The organism is Vreelandella songnenensis, assembly GCF_003002925.1.
Lineage (GTDB): Bacteria > Pseudomonadota > Gammaproteobacteria > Pseudomonadales > Halomonadaceae > Vreelandella > Vreelandella songnenensis.
The window spans coordinates 790,302-810,248 of the sequence record NZ_PVTK01000001.1 but is presented as its reverse complement, the minus strand read 5'-3'; the positions used below and the strand labels follow the sequence as shown (position 1 = coordinate 810,248).

The 19,947-nt window shown below is 63.4% G+C and carries 10 protein-coding genes; 1 reads left to right on the top strand and 9 read right to left on the bottom strand.

Annotated features, from left to right (window positions below; translation table 11 throughout):
• Positions 1–10 precede the first annotated feature (10 nt).
• Entirely contained in the window at positions 11–1,204 is a 1,194-nt protein-coding gene (locus B0H98_RS03575; RefSeq protein ID WP_106373674.1) for a serine hydrolase domain-containing protein, read from the top strand.
• A gap of 4 nt (positions 1,205–1,208) precedes the next feature.
• Here B0H98_RS03575 and B0H98_RS03570 read toward each other — a convergent pair whose 3' ends face one another.
• The 9 genes from B0H98_RS03570 to treZ form a co-directional block, all read right to left on the bottom strand.
• Positions 1,209–2,438, bottom strand: coding sequence for a nucleoside recognition domain-containing protein (locus tag B0H98_RS03570; protein ID WP_106373673.1), 1,230 nt, complete (start codon positions 2,436–2,438; stop codon positions 1,209–1,211).
• Positions 2,439–2,629: 191 nt separating this feature from the next.
• Positions 2,630–4,855 carry a 1,4-alpha-glucan branching protein GlgB gene (glgB, locus tag B0H98_RS03565; protein WP_106373672.1) on the bottom strand — a complete coding sequence of 742 codons (2,226 nt, stop codon included), beginning with the start codon at positions 4,853–4,855 and terminating at the stop codon, positions 2,630–2,632.
• Positions 4,848–8,192 carry a maltose alpha-D-glucosyltransferase gene (treS, locus tag B0H98_RS03560; RefSeq protein ID WP_106373671.1) on the bottom strand — a complete coding sequence of 1,115 codons (3,345 nt, stop codon included), beginning with the start codon at positions 8,190–8,192 and terminating at the stop codon, positions 4,848–4,850. The genes glgB and treS overlap by 8 nt, the downstream gene beginning before the upstream one ends.
• Positions 8,193–8,257: 65 nt before the next feature.
• Entirely contained in the window at positions 8,258–10,279 is a 2,022-nt protein-coding gene (locus tag B0H98_RS03555; RefSeq protein WP_106373670.1) for an alpha-1,4-glucan--maltose-1-phosphate maltosyltransferase, read from the bottom strand.
• 26 nt (positions 10,280–10,305) lie between these two features.
• Positions 10,306–12,504: a glycogen debranching protein GlgX gene (gene glgX / locus B0H98_RS03550; protein WP_208623572.1), complete on the bottom strand. Its 2,199-nt coding sequence runs from the start codon at positions 12,502–12,504 to the stop codon at positions 10,306–10,308.
• Positions 12,505–12,552: 48 nt separating this feature from the next.
• A complete protein-coding gene (locus B0H98_RS03545; RefSeq protein ID WP_106373669.1) occupies positions 12,553–13,164 on the bottom strand; it encodes a DUF2934 domain-containing protein in 612 nt (203 codons plus the stop codon).
• A 22-nt stretch (positions 13,165–13,186) separates the two neighbouring features.
• The gene (gene treY / locus B0H98_RS03540; RefSeq protein WP_106373668.1) at positions 13,187–15,988 is read right to left on the bottom strand and encodes a malto-oligosyltrehalose synthase; all 2,802 of its coding nucleotides are present in this window, start codon (positions 15,986–15,988) and stop codon (positions 13,187–13,189) included.
• Positions 15,981–18,122: a 4-alpha-glucanotransferase gene (gene malQ / locus B0H98_RS03535; RefSeq protein WP_106373667.1), complete on the bottom strand. Its 2,142-nt coding sequence runs from the start codon at positions 18,120–18,122 to the stop codon at positions 15,981–15,983. The genes treY and malQ overlap by 8 nt, the downstream gene beginning before the upstream one ends.
• Entirely contained in the window at positions 18,119–19,945 is a 1,827-nt protein-coding gene (treZ, locus tag B0H98_RS03530) for a malto-oligosyltrehalose trehalohydrolase (RefSeq protein WP_106373666.1), read from the bottom strand. The genes malQ and treZ overlap by 4 nt, the downstream gene beginning before the upstream one ends.
• Positions 19,946–19,947 lie beyond the last annotated feature (2 nt).

The following is a 19,947-nucleotide window of genomic DNA, read 5'->3' as shown; positions in this document are numbered from 1 at the left end:
CGGGAATGCCATGACTTCGATGACCTATCGCTCGCCCTTGATGGCGGCGGCGCTGACCCTCGTCTCCACCGCCACGTTGGCCCAGAGCGCCGAGCAGAGCCAGCTGGAGGTGCGCAAGCTCTACAGCGGGCGCATGATGCCCGATGAGCAGGTCGAGCTTTCCCGCCATATCGACCGGCTCTTCCCGACCCGCACGGTGAAGGCGGCAAGCGCCCCGCACGCGTTCGGCTCGCGCGACGCCTCGCTCGAGGATTTCTCGCTCACCCATGAAGGCGTGACCTACGATATTTACGACTTCATGGCGCTCAACCGGGTGAGCGGCCTGATGGCGGTGCACGACAACGACGTGGTGTTCGAGCAGTACGCCTTGGGTAACACGGCAGACACGCCCTGGATGTCGATGTCGATCGCCAAGTCGATCTCGTCGACGCTGATCGGCGCTGCGCTCAACGACGGCCATATCGAAAGCCTTGATGACGCTGTCAGCAAATACGTGCCCGAACTCGAGGGTAGCGTGTACGACGACGTCAGCGTCGAGCAGATTCTGCTGATGGCCTCCGGCGTTGCCTGGGATGAAACCTACGCCGACCCGGACTCCCAGCGCCGTCAGATGCTCGAAGTGCAGCTTGAGCAGCGCCCAGGTGCACTGCTTGAATTCATGGGCGGGCTGGAGCGCGCCGGTGAGCCTGGCGAGGTGTGGAACTACAGCACCGGCGAAACCCAGCTGCTCTCGGCGATCATCAACGGTGCGGTGGGCAAGAGTGCCTCCGAGTACCTGTCCGAGAAGATCTGGTCAGGCTACGGCATGGAGACGGACGCCAGGTGGTGGCTGGACAGCGAAGATGGCCAGGAAATCGGCGGCAGCGGGCTGTTGATCACGCTCAAGGACTATGCCCGGTTCGGGCAGTTCGTGCTGGATGAATATAACGAGCCCAACGTGCTGCCCGAAGGCTGGGTGGCGGAATCGGCCCGCCCCCACGAGATTGGCGGCGAAGAGATCGAGTACGGCTACTCCTGGTGGCCGGAAGGCGAGGGCGCGTTCTCCGCGGTAGGGATATTTGGCCAGTGGGTGTTCATCGACCCGGACAACGACATGGTGATTGCCATGACCGGCGCCCAGCCCAAGGCCGAAGCCTTCGAGATCGTCCCGGTCACCCAGTTCTTCCACGCCCTGAGCGACCACCTGGCGGGCGAAAGCCGATAAGCGCCTAACCGAAGAACCAGTAGCACACGCCGATTGCCGTGAGGATACCCGCGGCGTCGGCGATCAGTGCACACCCCAAGCCGTGGCGAATGCGGGTGATGCCCACCGCGCCGAAGTAGACCGCCAGCACATAGAAGGTGGTTTCGGTGCTGCCCTGAAGTGTTGCCGCCAGAAGCCCCGGGAAGCTGTCCACGCCGAAGTTGTTCATGGTTTCGATCATCATCGCCCGCGCACCGCCGCCGGAAAGCGGCTTGATGAAGGCGGTGGGCAGTGCATCGACGAAGCGCGTATCCCATCCAACCCCCTCCACCAGCCAGCGCACGCCGGCAAGCCCGGCATCCAGAACGCCGCTGGCGCGCAGCACGCCCACGGCGACCAGCATGGCGATCAGATAAGGCAGAAGCGTCAGAGTGAAGCTCACGCCCTCCTTGGCGCCTTCGATAAAGGCGTCGTAGACCTTGACGCCGCGCAGGGCGCCCACTCCCAGAAACAGGATGACGATGCTGAACAGCGTCAGGTTACCCACCAGGGTAGAAGCGGCGGCCAGCGCTTCGGCGGAAAGCCCGGCCAGGGTGGTAATCAGCAAGCCCAGGCCAAGGGCCGCCGCGGCAAAGTAGGCAAGCACCGTGGGGTGCCAGAGCTTCAAGCGCTGAACCAGCGCCACCGCCAGAAGCCCTACGAAGCTGGAGGCGCTGGTGGCAAGCAGGATGGGCAGAAACACGAGCGTCGGGTCAGAAGCGCCCTGCTGGGCGCGATACATGAAGATGGTGACGGGCAACAGCGTCAGCGACGAGGTGTTGAGCACCAGAAACAGGATCTGCGCGTTGCTGGCGCTCTCTTTACTCGGGTTCAGGCTCTGCAGCGAGTGCATCGCCTTGATCCCGATGGGCGTGGCCGCGTTATCCAGCCCCAGAATATTGGCCGCAAAGTTCATGCTGATCAGGCCCATCGCCGGGTGGCCCCGAGGCACCTCCGGCATCAGGCGGCAAAACAGTGGATCGAGCACCCGGCCCAGCAGCCGGATCATGCCGGCCTTCTCGGCAATGGATAAAAAACCCAGCCACAGCGTCATGGCGCCCAGCAGCACCAGGATGATATCCACGCTCACCTTGGCCATATCGAAAAGCGACTGCACCAGGCGCGCAAACACCTCGCCATCCCCGCCCACCAGCCACTGCCAGAGCGCGCCGACAAACGCGGCGATGAAAAAGCTTAACCAGATTCCATTGAGCATGAAGAGCGAATGTCCTGAGTGGATAGTAACGTACGGGCATCCTACCTAATTTGCTTGAGCACCACAGCAGCGGCGCGTCCTGGCAATCTGACGATTGAAGCTCACCTTGTTTGGCCGTAGGGGAATAAAAAAGCTTCAGGCGCTGAAGCGCCTGAAGCTTTTGACTACCGTCTTGGTTCCATGTGTGCCGGTTAAGGCGCCTTTACCGGGCGCAACAGCAGCACCGCCAGCGGCGGCAGCGTCAGTTCAAGGCTGGCGCTTTGGCCATGCAGCGGAGCATCCTTTGCCGTTAAGCGCCCCAGATTGCCCATATTGGAGCCGCCGTAGCACTCGGCGTCGCTGTTGAAGCGCTCTTCCCAGCTACCGACATGGGGCACACCCAGGCGGTAACCCTCGCGGGGGATGGGCGTCAGGTTGGCGACCACCAGCAGCGGCTCGCCGGAAGCGCTCCAGCGCAGCCAGGCAAATACGCTGTTGGCTTCGTCATTGCCGACTACCCAGGTAAAGCCCTGGGGCTCGCTGTCGCATTCGTGCAGCGCGGGCAGCTCCTTGTAGCAGCGGTTGAGATCCCCCAGCAGCCGGTGAATGCCGGCGTGACGCGGCTCGGCAAGCAGCGACCAGTCCAGCTCCCGGTCATGGCTCCACTCGCGCCACTGGCCGAACTCGCAGCCCATGAACAGAAGCTTCTTGCCCGGCTGTGACCACATGAGCACCAGATAGGCGCGCAGATTGGCGAACTGCTGCCACTCGTCGCCGGGCATCTTGCCGATCAGCGAGCCCTTGCCGTGTACCACCTCGTCGTGAGAAATCGGAAGCACGTAGTGCTCCGAGAACGCGTACACCATGGGAAAGGTCATCTCATGATGGGCGTGGGAGCGATAGATCGGGTCCTTGGCAATATAGGTCAGGGTGTCGTGCATCCAGCCCATGTTCCACTTGTAGGCAAACCCCAGCCCGCCTTCTTTGGTAGGCTGAGTCACCCCCGGCCAGGCGGTGGACTCCTCGGCGATCACGATGGTGCCGGGCGCCTCTTCGCTTATCACATCGTTGAGATGGCGCAGAAACTCGATGGTCTCGAGATTCTCCTGGCCGCCGTGGCGATTGGGGATCCACTCGCCTTCGTTGCGCGAGTAGTTGCGGTAGAGCATGGAGGCCACCGCATCCACGCGCAGCGCATCGATATGGAAGTGCTTCAGCCAGTGCAGCGCCGAGGCCAGCATGAAGCCGTGCACTTCACGCCGGCCCAGGTTGTAGATGTAGGTGTTCCAGTCCTGATGAAACCCCTCGAAAGGGTGTTCGTACTCATACAGGGCGGTGCCGTCAAAGCGTGCCAGGCCGTGGGGGTCGGTGGGGAAATGCGCCGGCACCCAGTCAAGAATCACGCCAAGCCCGGCGCGGTGGCACTCATCGACGAAGTAGGCGAAGTCGGCGGGTGTGCCAAAGCGGGCGCTGGGAGCAAACTGGCCAAGCGGCTGATAGCCCCAGGAGCCGCCGAAGGGGTGCTCCATGATGGGCAGCAGTTCGACATGGGTGAAACCCAGCTCGAGCACATAGGGAATCAGGTGCTCGGCAAGGTCGCGCCAGCGGTAAAGTTCGCCGTTGTCGCCGCCGTGCTTGCGCCAGGAGGCCGCATGCACCTCATAAATACTCATCGGACGAGAGGGCGCGTGCGCCTTTTCCCGCTGGGCGACCCACTCGTCGTCATGCCAGGTAAACGGCGTGGTGTCGGCAACCACCGAGGCGGTGGAGGGCGGGGCTTCGGTGGCCAGTGCCACCGGGTCGGCGCGCAGGCCAAGCGCGCCCTGAGCTTCCAGAATCTCGTATTTATACGCCTCGCCCGGGCCGAGGCGTGGAATGAACAGCTCCCACACGCCGGCTGGGTGGCGCAGGCGCATTGGGTGGCGTCGGCCATCCCAGCTGTTGAAGTTGCCGACTACCGAGACTCGGCGTGCGTTAGGCGCCCAGACCGCAAAACGCACGCCCTGCGTCTCCTCTACCGTCATGGGCTGTGCGCCCAGGCAGTGCCCCAGGTTGCGGTGATTGCCTTCGCCCAGCAGGTAAAGATCCATTTCACCCAGCAGCAGGCCAAAGCTGTAGGGGTCTTCTGTGATCTGCTCGCCTTGGGGCCAGCGGATATGCAGCTGGTAAGGCGCGGCGTGAGGCAGACGCGCGGCGAACAGGCCGGGAATCTGAATGCCCGTCAGGCAGCAGCGCAAGCTGCCGCCGTCACGGTCAAGTACGTCCACGCCAACGGCACCGGGCAGAAAGACCCGTAGGTAATCGCCCTGTTCATCGCTATGCATACCCAATACCGAGAAGGGGTCACGATGGGTGCCTTCCACCAGGGCGTCGGCGTCGTCTTCACTTAGCCACAGGGTGTCATCCAGCACGGGCCGGGTGGTCGTGACATCATTCATGGGGCTCTCCTGGGCTTAGCTGGTCGACAATGGCCGCCAGGCCGCGCAGCGGTACGCCAAGCCAGGCCGGACGGTTGGCGGCTTCGTAGGCGATCTCGTAGGCAGTCTTTTCGAGCACGAACAGGTCAACGGCCGCCGCAGCGCCGTTGGCTTTCTGCCACTCGTGGGGAAGCTCCAACGTGGCTTGCCAGTAGGCATTCAAGAACACCTGGCGCCCTCTAAGCAGATACTGCTCCACTACCTGATGGCCTTTGCCGGCGCTGTCGGCTTCACTGTAGCCACCCTGAGCCTCCTCGATCTTGGCGTAGGCGTAGTCGAAGGAGCGCAGCATGCCGGCTACATCGCGCAGCGGGCTGTCCTTGGCGCGCCGCTCTTCCAATGGCCTTGCCGGTTCACCCTCGAAATCGATGATATAGGCATCGTCGTGGGCCACCAGCACCTGACCAAGATGCAGATCGCCATGGATCCGCGTGATCAGGCTGCCTTCGGCAAGGTCAGCCATGTAACCGATGGAGGAGAGGAGCTTGTCGCGCTGGGCCAGAACGCTTGTGGCAATCTGCTGTTCGGCGGCATCAATAGCCCCCAGGTGACGCTCGAGCACATCCAGCGCCTCTTCAACGCGCTCGGTCACCCGCTGTTTCCAGTGAGCGGTGTGAGAGGGGCCGGCCATTTCGCTTGCAAACGCCGGGTCATCGGTAGGCAGTGCCAGCACCATGTGCAGTTCGCCCAACCGCTGCCCGAGGGTGGCAGCAAACGCTTCCAGCTCATCGAACGCGCCGTAGCGAGCCTTGTCCTGGGCAGGCTCATTGGCCTGCTCATCCGCCAGCGCTTCGCGAATCGCGCGCTCGAGCGTGGTGCGGGTCCATGACCAGGCATCGCCCTGGTTATCGATAAAGCCCTGCAGAATCATCAATGTCTGCGGCGTGCCCTGTTCATCGAGCTGAGTCACTTCACCCAGCAGCGGCGCGGTGTTGATAAAGCCTCGCTCGGTCAGGTAACGCCCGATTTCCGCTTCCGGGTGAACGCCCGGCTCAAGACGACGAAACAGCTTGAGTACCAGCTGATGGTCGATCACCACTGAGCTGTTGGACTGCTCGGCGCCCTGCTGGGTAATGCCGGGGTGTTCGGGAAGCGTGAGTTCGACAAGCTCCGGCGTCGGCAAAAAGTGAATAGCCCCTCTGGCGCTTGGCAGCACGACGGCCTGGCGCAGGGCATCCAGAATGGCCAGGGTAAAGGCGTCCAGGGTCAGCGCATCGGTGAGCAGGCCTACTTCATGGAAGCGGCGTACCCGCGCCATGGCAAGCTGCTGGGCAAGAGGACTGCTCTGCTCATCCTCAGCCAGGAAGGCTAACGGTAATTGATAGCGCTCGCTGCCTTGGGCATGGGTGATTTCCAGTTCGCTGAGCAGCAGGGTATGGCCGCCGTGCTCAAGGCTTGCAAGCGAGTGCAGGTGAATCTCCTCGACGCGCGCCTGCTTGGCCGCAAACCAGCGCCGCTTGGTCAGGTAGTGCGGCAAGGTCTCGCGCTCGAGCAGTTGCCTTGAGGAGCCTTCGAAAATCTCCTCGAGGCGCTTCTTGATGATCAGGGTGACGAAATCCGGCATCGGCTCGGGTACTGGCGTATGCCACTCGGGCATGGCGGTTGCCGGGGCCAGCAGGAACCAGAAGAAACCGTAGGGCGGAAGCGTCAGCAGATAGCTCAGCTTGCCCACCGGCGGGAAGGCGCTGCCGCCGACCATTTCCACCGGCACCTGCCCTGCAAACGCGGAAAGATCGAGCTCGACGGCCTGGGCGGTGCTGGCCACGTTGGCCACGCACAGCAAGGTTTCAGTCTCGCCGTTATCCAGGGTCATTTCGCGCAGGTAGGCGAGAATATGCCGGTTGGCCGGGTAGAGCGGACGCAGGGTGCCGCGGCTGAAGGCGCGGTGCTGGCTGCGTACCGCCAGCAGGCGGCGGATGTTGTTCAACAGCGAATGGGCATCGCGCACCTGGGCTTCGACGTTGACCGTCTGGTAGCCGTAGAGCGGGTCCATGACCGGCGGCAGCACAAGTTTGGCCGGGTCGGCGCGGGAGAAGCCGCCGTTACGGTCCACCGACCACTGCATGGGCGTGCGCACACCGTCGCGGTCGCCCAGATAAATATTGTCGCCCATGCCGATCTCGTCGCCGTAATACAGTACCGGCGTGCCCGGCATCGAGAGCAGCAGGCTATTGAGCAGTTCGATACGCCGCCGGTCGCGCTCGAGAAGCGGCGCCAGGCGTCGGCGAATGCCCAGGTTGATACGCGCCCGGCGGTCGGCGGCGTAGTGGTTCCACAGGTAGTCACGCTCCTTGTCGGTGACCATTTCAAGCGTCAGCTCGTCGTGGTTGCGCAAGAAAATCGCCCACTGGCAGTTGGCAGGAATTTCCGGCGTCTGGCGCAGAATATCGGTGATCGGGAAGCGATCTTCCTGGGCGAGCGCCATGTACATGCGTGGCATCAGAGGGAAGTGGAACGCCATGTGGCACTCATCACCGTCGCCGAAGTAGGGGCGGGTATCTTCGGGCCACTGGTTGGCTTCGGCGAGCAGCATGCGGTCCGGGTAGCGCTCATCGAGCACCGCGCGGATCTTCTTGAGTACCACGTGGGTTTCGGGCAGGTTTTCGTTGTTGGTGCCTTCGCGCTCGACCAGATACGGAATGGCGTCCAGGCGCAGGCCATCCACCCCCATGTCCAGCCAGTACTCCATGACCTTGAGAATCTCGTCGAGTACCACGGGGTTGTCGAAGTTGAGATCCGGCTGGTGGGAGTAGAAACGGTGCCAGAAGTAGGCGCCGGCCACCGGGTCCCAGGTCCAGTTGGAGGATTCGGTGTCCAGAAAGATGATGCGCGTACCGGCGTAGGCCTGGTCGGTGTCCGACCAGACGTAGAAATCCCGCTCCGGTGAGCCGGCCGGCGCCTGACGCGCGCGCTGAAACCACTCGTGCTGGTCGGAGGTGTGGTTGATGACCAGCTCGGTAATCACGCGCAGCCCGCGTTGGTGGGCTTCCTGAATGAAGCGCTTGGCGTCATCGAGGGTGCCGTAGTCGGGGCTGACGCCGGTGTATTCGGCAATATCGTAGCCGTCATCGCGCCGGGGCGACGGGTAGAACGGCAGTATCCAGATCGTGTTGACGCCAAGGCTTACGATATAGTCGAGCTTCTGGATCAGGCCTTCGAAATCGCCGATACCGTCGTCATTGGCGTCAAAGAACGCCTTGACGTGTACCTGATAGATCACGGCATCCTTGTACCAGAGTGGGTCGTCGAGGAAATCCATCGCCTCGACGGCGTGTGTTTCGCTACTGGCATCCATCATTGGCTTGCCCTCTCTGCTGTCATCAATGTGTATGAATCAGTTAGAAATTTCCGTTTTCCAGATGGCTAGTCCGCCGGGCGGATGCGCCAGATAGCGAACGGCATCGCCGCCGGGTCAAGCCGAACCGACTGCCATTTGCCCTGCCAGATCCAGCGCCTGCCGCTCATCAGGTCTTCGACGTGCAGGGCCGCATCCTCGGCCAGGCCGAATAACGAAAGCGGTAGTTCAAGCGCCCCTTCCTGTACCTCGAAAGGGTCCAGGTTGACGGCCACCAGAATGACGTTGTCGAGTGCCTCGGTGTTCTTGCTGAACAGCAGCACGCGGTCGTTATGAACGGTATGAGTCTCGAGGTTCAGGTGAGTATGCAGGGCCGGGTTTTCTCGCCGGATCCGGTTGAGCTGGGCGATCTCGTAGACGATATTGCCCGGCGCGCTATAGTCGCGAAGGCGAATCTCGTACTTCTCTGAATCGAGATACTCCTCCTTGCCGGGCACCGGGGCGCCTTCACACAGCTCGAACCCCGAGTACATGCCCCAAAGCCCGGAACCCATGGTGGCCAGCGCCGCGCGCTGCAGGAAGCCGGCGCGCCCGGAGGACTGCAGAAAGTAGGGGTTGATATCCGGCGTGTTGACGAAGAAGTTGGGACGGTAGCCGTCACGCAGTGGCGCTTCGTTCAACTGGGTGAAGTATTCGGTCAGCTCGGCCTTGGTGTGACGCCAGGTAAAGTAGGTGTAGCTCTGGCTAAAGCCGAGCTTGCCCAGACGCAGCATCATGGTCGGGCGAGTGAACGCTTCCGCCAGGAACATCACGTCGGGATCACGTCGGCGGATATCGGCGATCAGCCACTCCCAGAAGGGCAGCGGCTTGGTGTGGGGGTTATCGACGCGAAATATCTTCACTCCTTCATCGACCCAGCCTTGTACCACATCGCGCAGCTCGAGCCACAGCGCGGGCATGGCGTCCTGGGCGTAGAAGTCGACGTTGACGATGTCCTGATACTTCTTGGGCGGATTTTCGGCGTAGCGGATCGAGCCATCGGGCCGCCAGGAGAACCAGCCCGGATGCTCCTTGAGCCAAGGATGATCCGGCGAACACTGAATGGCAAAATCGAGCGCAATCTCCAGGCCGTGCTGGCTGGCCGCGTGCACCAGCGCGCGAAAATCCTCACGCGTGCCAAGCGCCGGGTGAATGGCCTCGTGGCCGCCTTCGGCACTGCCGATGGCGTAGGGGCTGCCCGGGTCATCAGGGCCCGCTACCAGGCTGTTGTTGGGGCCTTTACGGTGGGCGCGCCCAATCGGGTGGATAGGCGGAAAGTAGAGGACGTCAAAGCCCATGTCGCGAATGATCGGCAGACGGCGGTGAACGTCCTTGAACGTGCCGTGGCGGGTCGGGTCGTCGGTTTCCGAACGGGGGAACAGCTCGTACCAGCTGGCAAAGCGCGCCTTGAGCCGCTCCACGTCCAGGGGGTAACGGGTATCGCTTTGGGTCAGGTGCGGGCGGGTGTCGGCGTCGTGCATCAACCGGGCTGTCTCGCTTGCCAGCAGCAGGGCGACGCGCTCGGCCTCCTGCTGAGCCTTTAAAAACTGCTCGTGGACACTGTTCAAGGCGTCTCGCAGCGCGCCTTCGCTGCGCTCAGAGGCGCGCTCGACCAGCAGCCGGCCTTCTTCGAGTTCGAGCCCAACCGCCACCCCTGCCTGGTGCTTCTTGGAAAGCTCGTAGCGGTAGGTGGCATAAATATCCCACCAGGCTTCGATGACGAACGCATGGCGCCCCACCCGGCGGGGAGTGAAACATCCTTCCCATTCATCAAGGCCGAGCGGTTTGGCCAGATGCATGGGCTCGCGCTGCTCTCGGCCTTCGTCATCCTGCCAGCAGATCGCTGCGGCGAGGACATCGTGGCCATCGGCAAAGATCGTGGCCTTGACCAATACCGGCTCATCGACCACCGCCTTGGCCGCGAAGCGCCCCTGGTCAAGGGATGGCATGACGGCTTCAATGGCAATGCGCGGGGCCTCGACGGCCGCCAGGATATCGCTTTGCTCCTGCGCCGGGTTGGCCCCCGGCGCTGAGTGGACGGTTGAACTCATCGCATGCTTCTCCTTGCCGCTAATGGTTAGGAAACGGTGTTATCAGCCTGCTGGACCAGTTCCAGCAGGGCCAGCGACCGGCCTTCCATGACGTGCTCCTCGCCAAAAGCGCGGGGTGAGGGGGCGTCCCCCATGGTCTGGCTGGTGTCGAGACGGCATCGCCAGCCGCTGCCGCTGGGCGCTTCGGGTAGCTGGAACGCCACGGCATCGTGATGGGCGTTGAACAGCAGCAGCAGGGTGTCATCCGCCCCGGCCCGGCGTATGCCGGAGGGCTGGGCGCGGCCGTCGAGCAGCAGGCCGAGGGTGCGCGACTCGGTGTCCTCCCAGCGCTCCACGTCCATTTCGTTGCCGTCCGGGGCAAGCCAGGTGACTTCCTTGAGCCCCATCTCCTCGTTGTAGTCACCGGAGAGAAAGCGCCCTCGGCGCAGGATGGGGTAGCGCAGCCGCAGTGCGTTGACCTGGCGAACGTACTCGATCATCGCGTGGGCATCGCCATCCAGGTTCCAGTCAAGCCAACTGATCTCGTTATCCTGGCAGTAGGCGTTGTTATTGCCCTGCTGGGTGCGCAGCAGCTCGTCGCCGGCCAGCAGCATGGGGGTGCCCTGAGAAAACAGCGTGGTGGCAATCAGGTTACGGATCTGGCGCAGGCGCAGCGCCTGGATGTCGCTATCGTCGCTGGGGCCTTCAACGCCGTGGTTCCAGGACAGGTTATGGCTGTGGCCATCCTGATTGTTCTCGCCGTTGGCCTCGTTGTGCTTGTCGTCATAGGCCACCAGGTCATGCAGCGTGTAGCCGTCATGGGCGGTAACGAAGTTGACCGACGCAAACGGCCTGCGTCCGCGGCGGTTGAAGAAGTCCGCCGAGCCCATGAGCCGCGTGGCAAGCGTTGGCAGTTGCCCCTCATCGCCGCGCCAGAAGGCACGCACGGTATCGCGGAACTGGTCATTCCACTCCGCCCAGCCTGGCGGAAAACCGCCCACCTGATAGCCGCCGGGGCCGCAGTCCCAGGGTTCGGCAATCAGCTTGATCCGGCTGAGCACCGGGTCCTGGCGGCAGGAGTCGAGAAAGCCGCCGCCTTCATCAAACCCGTGAGGCTCGCGCCCAAGGATGGTCGCCAGGTCGAAGCGGAAGCCGTCGACGCCCATTTCGGTCGCCCAGTAGCGTAGCGAATCGGTAACCATCTGCAGAACGCGCTGGTGGCTCAGATTAACGGTGTTGCCGGTACCGGTATCGTCGATGTAGTAGCGCGGCTCCTCGGGCATCAGGCGATAGTAGGAGGCGTTGTCGATGCCCTTGAACGATAGCGTCGGGCCGAGCTCGTTGCCTTCGGCGGTGTGGTTGTAAACCACGTCAAGAATGACTTCCAGGTCGGCTGAATGAAAGCGCGCGACCATTTCCTTGAATTCGTTGACGCTATCGCCGGACAAGTAGCGCGAATGGGGGGCGAAGAAGCCCAGAGTGTTGTAGCCCCAGTAGTTGTGCAGCCCCTGCTCCTGCAGGTGCTGGTCGTCGGCAAACGCGTGGATGGGCAGAAGCTCTACCGAAGACACGCCCAGCGAGCGGATATACTCGACAACGTCGTTGACCATCAGGCCTGCGAAGGTGCCGCGTAACGCTTCGGGTACCGAGGGATGGCGCATCGTATAGCCGCGCACGTGGGTTTCGTAGAGCACGGTACGATCCCAGGGGCGCTGTACCGGCCGCGAGCGGCCCCAGGTGAAGGCGGGGTCGACCACCCGGCAGCGCGGCATGAACGGTGCACTGTCGCGTTCATCGAAACTCAAATCGCCGTCGGCATGGCCGATGGTGTAGCCAAACAGCGCTTCATCCCATTTTATCTCGCCAACGATCTGCTTGGCGTAAGGGTCGAGCAGCAGCTTGTTGTGGTTGAAGCGATGGCCTTCCTCGGGGGCGTAGGGCCCATACACGCGGTAACCGTAAAGCTGGCCCGGGCGAGCATCGGGCAGATAGCCATGCCAGACTTCGTCGGTATATTCGGGCAGCTCGATGCGCTCAAGCTCATGCTCACCGGTATCGTCGAACAGACACAGTTCAACCCGCGTGGCATGCGCCGAGAACAGCGCGAAATTCACCCCCAGCCCATCCCAGGTGGCGCCGAGTGGGAACGAGGAGCCTTCATGGACGCGCGAACGCCGCATGACGCTGGGTGATTCATCAGTGGCAACGGAGTTACTGCCGTCCCGCCGAGCTTGGCTTGTATTCATTACCTTCATCCTTGAGCTGTTCGGCCACTCGATTGTGGGGCTAGCGTGTTAACGCTGATCGGATTTAAGCGGCTTGGATCGCTTCGCCGGCCCCGCCTTTTTCGTTTCGCTGTCCTGGGTCTTGCTCTTGCTGGTCTTGCTTGTACTTGTCTTGCTCGCACTGGCCTTGCGCTTCGTGGCGGGCTTGCCAACCGCGGCGGTATCTGCCGCTGAAGCGGGTTCGCTGGCGCGCCGGGGGCGGCGGGTACGGGTGACCGTGGCGGAGTCCTCGGGCAGTGGCTCCAGCGAGCCGGTCGTGTCCTCCGGTGTGGGTGTTTGTGAAGGGTGGCCGCGGTCATGGACGGGCACGTCCTGACCTGCCGTTACGTCATCCCGAAACGGGATCTCATCGAACGAAGGGTCTCCGTCCGGGGCTTCCAGCGGCAGGCGATTTTCCTGAATGCCGAGCTCGTCCTCCTCCAGAGGCAGGTCGTCTTCCAGAATCGGGGTCTCGTCGATGAGTTCACCCACTTCTTCGAGCCCGGCGTCGTTGCCCGCCGCCTGCTCGGCGGCCGCTATCTTGAGTGCTCTGTCCCAGTGCTGCTGCTGCTGCCCTTCGGGGCGCCCTTCAGCTTCCCAGATGCTGTAGGCCAGTTGACGTACGCGTTCTTCGTCAGTCATCTCAGCTCTCCCTGTGTGCTATCTAAAGGTGACTCGGTGTTGAGGTACTGCTGTCCAGGTGCTCTTCACGTAGAAAAACGCCCACGGGCAGGTCGCAAAGCAGGGTGGCCAGGTAAACGCTGGCGCTGCCTGTGTCCAGAGGCGCTTCAGTCAAGACGTTGTGCCAATTGCCCGGGCTAAGTTGCAGGCTGGTATCCCCCCACGCGGGCGGCGCGATAAGCGGCCGTTCGGCGCCTGACAGCAGGGGCGTTGCCAGGCGTGGAACCACTACCAGCAGTTGATGACCGCTATACCGGCGGGTAAAGGCCACCACACGATGAGCATGTTCACCGGTGGCCGTCAGTGGCTGGTAATCGCCGTGGGCAAACAGCGCCAGATGGCGGCTGCGCAAGGCCAATAGCCGGGCCGTGAGCGCCTGCTTTACTCGGCCATCGCGCCAGGTGGGTAGCGCCTTGGCAGGCGAAAGCGCCTCATCGAGCGCTGCCTGACGCAAGGCGTAATCGATGGGCCGGCGGTTATCCGGATCAACCAGGCTGTAGTCCCAGAACTCGCCACCCTGATACAGATCGGGCACGCCGGGGACGGTCAGGCGCAGTACCGTTTGCGCAAGCCCGTTGACGGCACCCGGCAGATCAAGCTCGCGCGCCGCGGCGGCAATCGAGTCGCGCAGGGCCGGGGTCGTCAACAGCCCCTCGAGAAATTCGCGGCAGGCCGCCTCGTAGGCGTCATCGGGCCAGAGCCAGTGGCTACGCAGCTTGGCTTCACGCAGGGCCTTGAGCTGCCATTCGGTCAGCCGCTCGATGAACTGGCGCATGCCATCGTCGTCCTGCGGGTCGAGCGTTGGCGGCCAGGCCCCCAGCAGTATCTGATAGACAATCAGCTCATCGCCCGGGGAGGGCGCCGGCCCGTCGGGCAGCGCCTGGCGCAGCGGCGCCGCCATCCGCCGCCAGCGCTCGACCTGGGCACTAAAGCGGGCCGGGGCTTCGCTCAGGGCGGCAAGGCGGGCGCGTATATCTTCGCCACGCTTGTGGTCGTGGGTGGCGGTGGTCAGCATGCTCTGCGGGAAATCGCGGGCACGCTGGGCGTTGGCCTTGTGAAAGCGCTCGGGAGTATGGCTGAAGTGCTCGCCATCAAAGCCCACGTCGTTTCGCGAGATCAACACGGCGCTGCGGTAGCCGGCGGTATCCTCGACCGCCTTGGCGGCCACCGGCGAGGTCAGCTGTTGGAAGCGGGTAATCGCGTGCTGGCGCAGCTGGCGCTCTTCGTCCTTGGCACACGCCTGGGGCGCTTCGCCCCCCAGCCAGCGCTCAAGCGCCTCGAGCACCGCCGTATCCGGTGGGCTCAGTACGTCGCGCGCCCCCAGCATCGCTTCAGCGAAGAAGGGCGCGTCGGCGGCGGGGCGGCCGGCGGCATCGGCATAGCTGCGGTAAATGGGAAAGTGGACAACCAGCGCCTCAAGGGCCCGGCGAATGCCCGCCAGGGTAATATCCCGGCTCTCCAGCCGAGCGCGAGCGACGCGGTGCAGGGCGCGTGCGCAGGCGGAAAATTCGCTGGCCAGCAGAGAGTTGAGTACTTCGCGTCTGGCAAGGCGTACCTCGGCGGGAAAGTCGGCCTCGCGCCCGCTCATGTCATGCCATAACCGGCGTAACGGTTCTCTGCCTGCCGGGTCGTGCTGTATCCCCGAGACCTCGTTCATGAACTCGTAGCCGCTGGTGCCATCCACGCCCCAGTCGGTGTGCAGCGTTTCGCCATCACCCAGAATCTTTTCTACATAAAGAGCCACATGGCGCGGCGCATTCAAGGGGCGCTTTTCCGCCAGGGCATCCAGGCGCTGGCGCAGGCGCAGGCAGTAGCCGCGCGGGTCGGCCAGCCCATCCACGTGGTCAACGCGCAGCCCATCGACCCAGCCTTTCTCGACAAGCCGTAGCGGCAGCGCGTGTACGGCGTCGAATACGTCGGGTATCTCGACCCGCACGCCGCCGAGTTCGGTAACGTCGAAAAAACGCCGCCAGTTGATCTCGTCCGAAGCGGTGCGCCACCACGCCAGGCGGTAGTGCTGACGCTCGAGCAGGGCGTGAAGCCGCGTGGCGCCATGGGCGTTGGTAGCGTCGAACAGGGCAGTCGCCGCGCGGGCCGCCTTTTGCGCCGCGGCCGACTCCATCACCTTGTTCAACTGGGCACACATACCTTGCGCAGTGCCGTAGGCGTCTTCGTTCTGCTGTAGCGATTCGAAAAACGCCGCCTGTTCATACAGGGTGTTGTGCTCGGCAAAGCGCAGGATATCGCCGTAGTGACGCGGGTCGATGGGAAAGCGGTGCTCGTGATAGTCGATATGAAACCCGGCGGTGTCAGCGTCATAGCCAAGCGCGAGCTCACCGGAGCGCAGCACCTCGGCGTAAGGAGCGCCTAGAAACGGTACGAGCAGTTTGCCGGCAAGAGCGGGGTCAGGAGAGTGCCAGTCGATATCGAAGAACTTGGCGTAGGGGCTGTCGCTCCCCCAGGTCAGCACGTTCAGCCACCAGGGGTTTTGCGAACCGCCCACGGCCAGATGGTTGGGCACGATATCCAGCACCAGCCCCATGCCGCGCTTGCGCAGCCGGGAGACCAGGCTTTCAAGGGCGGCTTCACCGCCAAGTTCGGGGTCGATACGGGTAGGATCGACACCGTCGTAACCATGCGCAGACCCCGCCCGTGAAACCTGAAGCGGTGAGGCATAGAGATGACTGATGCCAAGGGCCGCGTAGTAATCCACCCAGCGCTCGGCATCCGTTAAGGTGAAGTCGCGATGGAACTGCAGCCGCAGCGTGGCGCGGATGTCATTCATGAGCCGAGCTCCCGTGCAGGGCGGAGTGTGAAGGCGGGTTTGCGGTGGAGGCCTTGCGCGCCTGGCCCAGCGTGGCAAGCCGCTTGCGTGTCTCGTCGGAGACCAGCAGTTGGCCAGCCTCGGCGGTAAAGCGGCGGCGCCAGTTGGGGTGCTCATCCACGGTGTTCGGCAGATTGGCCTGCTCTTCAAGGCCCAGCGCATCTTCCACGGGTAGCAGCAGCAAGGGGGCGGCGGTGCTGCCCAGGTGACGCGCGCAGGCATCCAGCACTTTGGAAACCGGGATATCGGCGGCTTCCAGGGTCAGGGCCGCCGGCGTGGTACCCAGCAAGCCAAGCGTGGCGGCCAGCTTGGCGCGTTCCTGACATCTCACCTGCTGCTCGCTGGCGGCGGTTTGCGTCTCCTTGAGCAGCCCTAGGCGGCTGCGCCATTCGATATCGCGCCCCGCCCACCAGCCGGCCACGGTGGGCAGGTCATGGGTCGAGGTGGTGGCCATGGCCTCAGGAGACCACTGGCGAGTGGGAAGAAAGTTGTTCTCTTCATCCTGCTCAAACCACAGCACCTGCATGCCCAATATGCCGCGAGCGCCAAGGCGCTGACGAAACCCCGGCGCCACGGTGCCCAGATCTTCACCAATCACGATGCCACGATGGCGCCAGGATTCGAGGGCGATCAGGCGCAGCAGATCATCCAGCGGATAGCACAGGTAACCGCCTTGCGTGGGCGAGGCCCCATGGGGAACCAGCCAGAGGCGCATCAAGCCCAGGATATGGTCGATACGCACCCCACCCGCGTGAGCGAAGGCGCTGCGCAGCATGTCGATGAAACTGCGAAACCCCGAACGCTTCAGGCCGTAGGGGGAGAAGGCGGCCAGGCCCCAGTCTTGCCCATAGGCATTGAACAGATCCGGCGGCGCGCCGATGGAAACGCCTTCCAGCATGTCTGCCTGGCGGCTCCAGGTCTGGCTGCCCCCGGCATCGGCGCCCACCGCCAGATCGGCGATCAGGCCAATGGCCATGCCGCTTTCGCGTGCCGTTTGCTGGGCACGGGAGAGGCCCTCGGCGGTGATCCACTGCAGAAAGGCATGAAAGCCGACCTCAAATGCCTGGGTCTCGGCGAACCGGGCAAGCGCCGGGTTTTTCGGGTCGCGCAGTTCCGCAGGCCAGGTGCGCCAGTCGCTGGGGCCCAGTTTCTCCTGCAGCGCCTCGAAGCGGCAGTGGTCTTCGAGCATGTCGCCGCTCTTGTGCCGAAATGCTTGAAACGCCTGGTGCAGAGGTTGGGCCACGTCCTCCTTGCGCGCGATGAAGTCTTCGTAAAGGCAGCGCAGCCAGGTGAGCTTGACGCGTGCCGCCTCGGGCCAGTCGAGCAGCTCGCAGGCTTCCAGCTGGCGTAGCGTCGCCTGCAGGCCGCTGCGCTCTTGGGCTTTGTGAACGCAGGCCTCACCCAGCAGGGCTTCAGCGGCGCTATACAGCACGTTATAAAGCAGCCGGGTGGAGGGCGAGTAAGGGCTGTAGGTATCCGGGTTGGCGCTGAACATGGCATGGGTCGGGCTGATGGCCACGGCGTCTGCGCCTTGCCCGGCGGCCTGGACGATGCACTGCTCGAGCGCCAGGGTATCGCCAATGCCGCCATCCCCGGTGCGGCGCAGCGCATAAAGCTGCGCGGCCAGGCCCCACAGCCGCGGCGTGGCGTCACCGCTGACATCGCCCGGCGAATAGCACTGACGGGGGGCGACGGCCAGGGTCAGCCGAGTGCCGGCAATCTGTAACCGGTGATAGCCTATTTCCGCGATGCCGGGCACGCTGCCGTCGCTCTCCAGATGGCCGTCAATCTGGTCACCCTGTTCAAGGACAAGGGTATAAGCCTGGCCAGACGCCAGCGGTGAGGGTAGGGAAATCGGCGTGTCGACATCGCAGGTCAGCAGCGACGGCCACTCGTCGGGACCTTGCGGTGTGTTCAGGCGCTCGAGGCGTTCAAGGCTTTGTTCAATGTCCGTTTCGCTTGCCGTCTTGAAGCCGAGAATCTCCAGCAGATGTCGTTGGGTTTCTTCGGGCAGCTGGCAGGGCTTGCCGTCGCTATCTTCCCATTCAAGCAGTAGACCGGCGGCTTCGGCGAGCTGTCTCAATGTAGCTTTCATAAGGCCACCTCATCAGCAGGCTGTTCGCGGTGCAGCCAGACGGCTGCCGCCCGGGGCGGGAGCTGGCCCTGTTCCGCGGCGGTCGCGACACCGCTGCGCGTCTCATGCAAGCGCTCGCCTTTCAACATCGAGATAGCCACGGGCTGCTCGCTCAGGTTGAGCGCAATCACAAGCTGGGTCGCGTCGCCCATCCGCCAACGGGCCAGCACGGCCTTGTGGCCAAGCACCTCTGTGCCTGTCGAGGCCGCCCCTTCCAGGCGGGGCACAATGTGCTGGTGGCGCAGGGCCAGCAACGTGCGGTAGCGCGCCAGGCTGTCAGCGTGGGGCGCAATTTCCCGCGCGGCGAAATCGGGCACTGACGCCTCGAAGGTGGCAAGCGCGTTGGGGTCTGGGATTCCTGCCCGGGCCTTTTCGTCACGAAAGGCGCTGAAGTCGGCAAACTCTGCCCGGCGCCCTTCGCGAACCGCCTGGGCGAGTTCTTCATTGTGTTCGGTGAAAAACAGAAACGGTCGCGTGGAGCTCCACTCTTCGCCCATGAACAGCAAGGGAATCATCGGCGAAAGCAGCAGCAGGGTAGCGGCGGCCGAAAGCGATTCGGCATCGGCCAGCACGCTCAGGCGCTCGCCAAGGGCGCGATTGCCGGTCTGGTCGTGGTTCTGCAGAAAGGCAACGAAGGCAGTAGGGGGCAAATGCGCGCTGGGTTCGCCCCGGATATGGCCATGGCGTGACGGCTGGCCCTGAAAGATGAAGCCTTCACCAAGGCAGCGTGCCAGACGTTGGGTAGCATCTTGCACAAAGTCGCTGTAGTAGCCTTCCTGCTCATCGGTCAGCAGTACGTGCATCACGTTGTGCCAGTCGTCATTCCACTGGGCGGTAAACTGCGGGGGGGTAAGCAGGCTTGCGGTGTTGCCTTCGTTTTCCAGCACCAGATGAACGTGCCGTTCGGGGGCAGTGTGGCTGCGTATCGCCTGGGCCAGCTCGGTGAGAAAATCCTGCTCGCTGATCGCGTGAACGGCGTCGAAGCGCAGGCCATCCAGGCGATACTCCTCGAGCCACATCAAGGCGTTGTCGATGAAGTAGCGGCGCACCTGAGGGTTCCGAAAGTCGATGGAAGGTCCCCAGGGGGTGGTCAGGTCCTCGCGGAAGAAGGGGGCCGCGTAGCTTGCCAGGTAGTTGCCGTCGGGGCCGAAGTGGTTGTAGACCACGTCGAGAAATACCATGATGCCCAGGCGGTGGGCCTCGTCGATCAAGGCTTTCATGTCATCTGGGCTTCCGTAGGAAGCCTCAACGGCGTAAGGCAGCACGCCGTCGTATCCCCAGTTTCGCGCACCGGGAAACTCCGAGATCGGCATCAGCTCAATGGCGGTGACGCCCAGTTCGGCAAGGTAAGGCAGGTGCTGACGCACCCCGGCAAAGCCCCCGAGTGCGCCCACGTGCAGCTCGTAAAGCACCGTTTCGTGCCAGGGGCGCCCCTGCCAGCCTTGTGTTTGCCACGCGTAGCGGCCTGGGTCGATTACAAGGCTTGGGCTATCGATATCCGTTTGCTGGGCACGAGCGGCCGGGTCGGGCACCAGCGTGCCCTGTTCGTCGTCTTCCATGAAGACACGGTAGCGGTAGCCTGCGCCATGGCCGCAATCCAGCTCCGCGGTGACATAGCCATCCTGAGTGGATGTCATGGTGGCACGGGGCAGCCCCTCAACCTCGACATCCACTCTCCTGGCTGTGGGTGCCCAAAGGGTGAAACGTGTCCGCCCCGCTTCAATGATCTGAGCGCCGAGCATCGGTTGAAAGGCTTCCTTGTGGAATAGTGGCTTTTCCAACATTG

Excerpts from the sequence above, each read along its gene's own strand:
- B0H98_RS03575 (WP_106373674.1), top strand. The coding sequence starts at position 11 with ATGACTTCGATGACCTATCGCTCGCCCTTGATGGCGGCGGCGCTGACC.
- B0H98_RS03570 (WP_106373673.1), bottom strand. The coding sequence starts at position 2,438 with ATGCTCAATGGAATCTGGTTAAGCTTTTTCATCGCCGCGTTTGTCGGC.
- glgB (WP_106373672.1), bottom strand. The coding sequence starts at position 4,855 with ATGAATGATGTCACGACCACCCGGCCCGTGCTGGATGACACCCTGTGG.
- treS (WP_106373671.1), bottom strand. The coding sequence starts at position 8,192 with ATGATGGATGCCAGTAGCGAAACACACGCCGTCGAGGCGATGGATTTC.
- B0H98_RS03555 (WP_106373670.1), bottom strand. The coding sequence starts at position 10,279 with ATGAGTTCAACCGTCCACTCAGCGCCGGGGGCCAACCCGGCGCAGGAG.
- glgX (WP_208623572.1), bottom strand. The coding sequence starts at position 12,504 with ATGAATACAAGCCAAGCTCGGCGGGACGGCAGTAACTCCGTTGCCACT.
- B0H98_RS03545 (WP_106373669.1), bottom strand. The coding sequence starts at position 13,164 with ATGACTGACGAAGAACGCGTACGTCAACTGGCCTACAGCATCTGGGAA.
- treY (WP_106373668.1), bottom strand. The coding sequence starts at position 15,988 with ATGAATGACATCCGCGCCACGCTGCGGCTGCAGTTCCATCGCGACTTC.
- malQ (WP_106373667.1), bottom strand. The coding sequence starts at position 18,122 with ATGAAAGCTACATTGAGACAGCTCGCCGAAGCCGCCGGTCTACTGCTT.
- treZ (WP_106373666.1), bottom strand. The coding sequence starts at position 19,945 with ATGTTGGAAAAGCCACTATTCCACAAGGAAGCCTTTCAACCGATGCTC.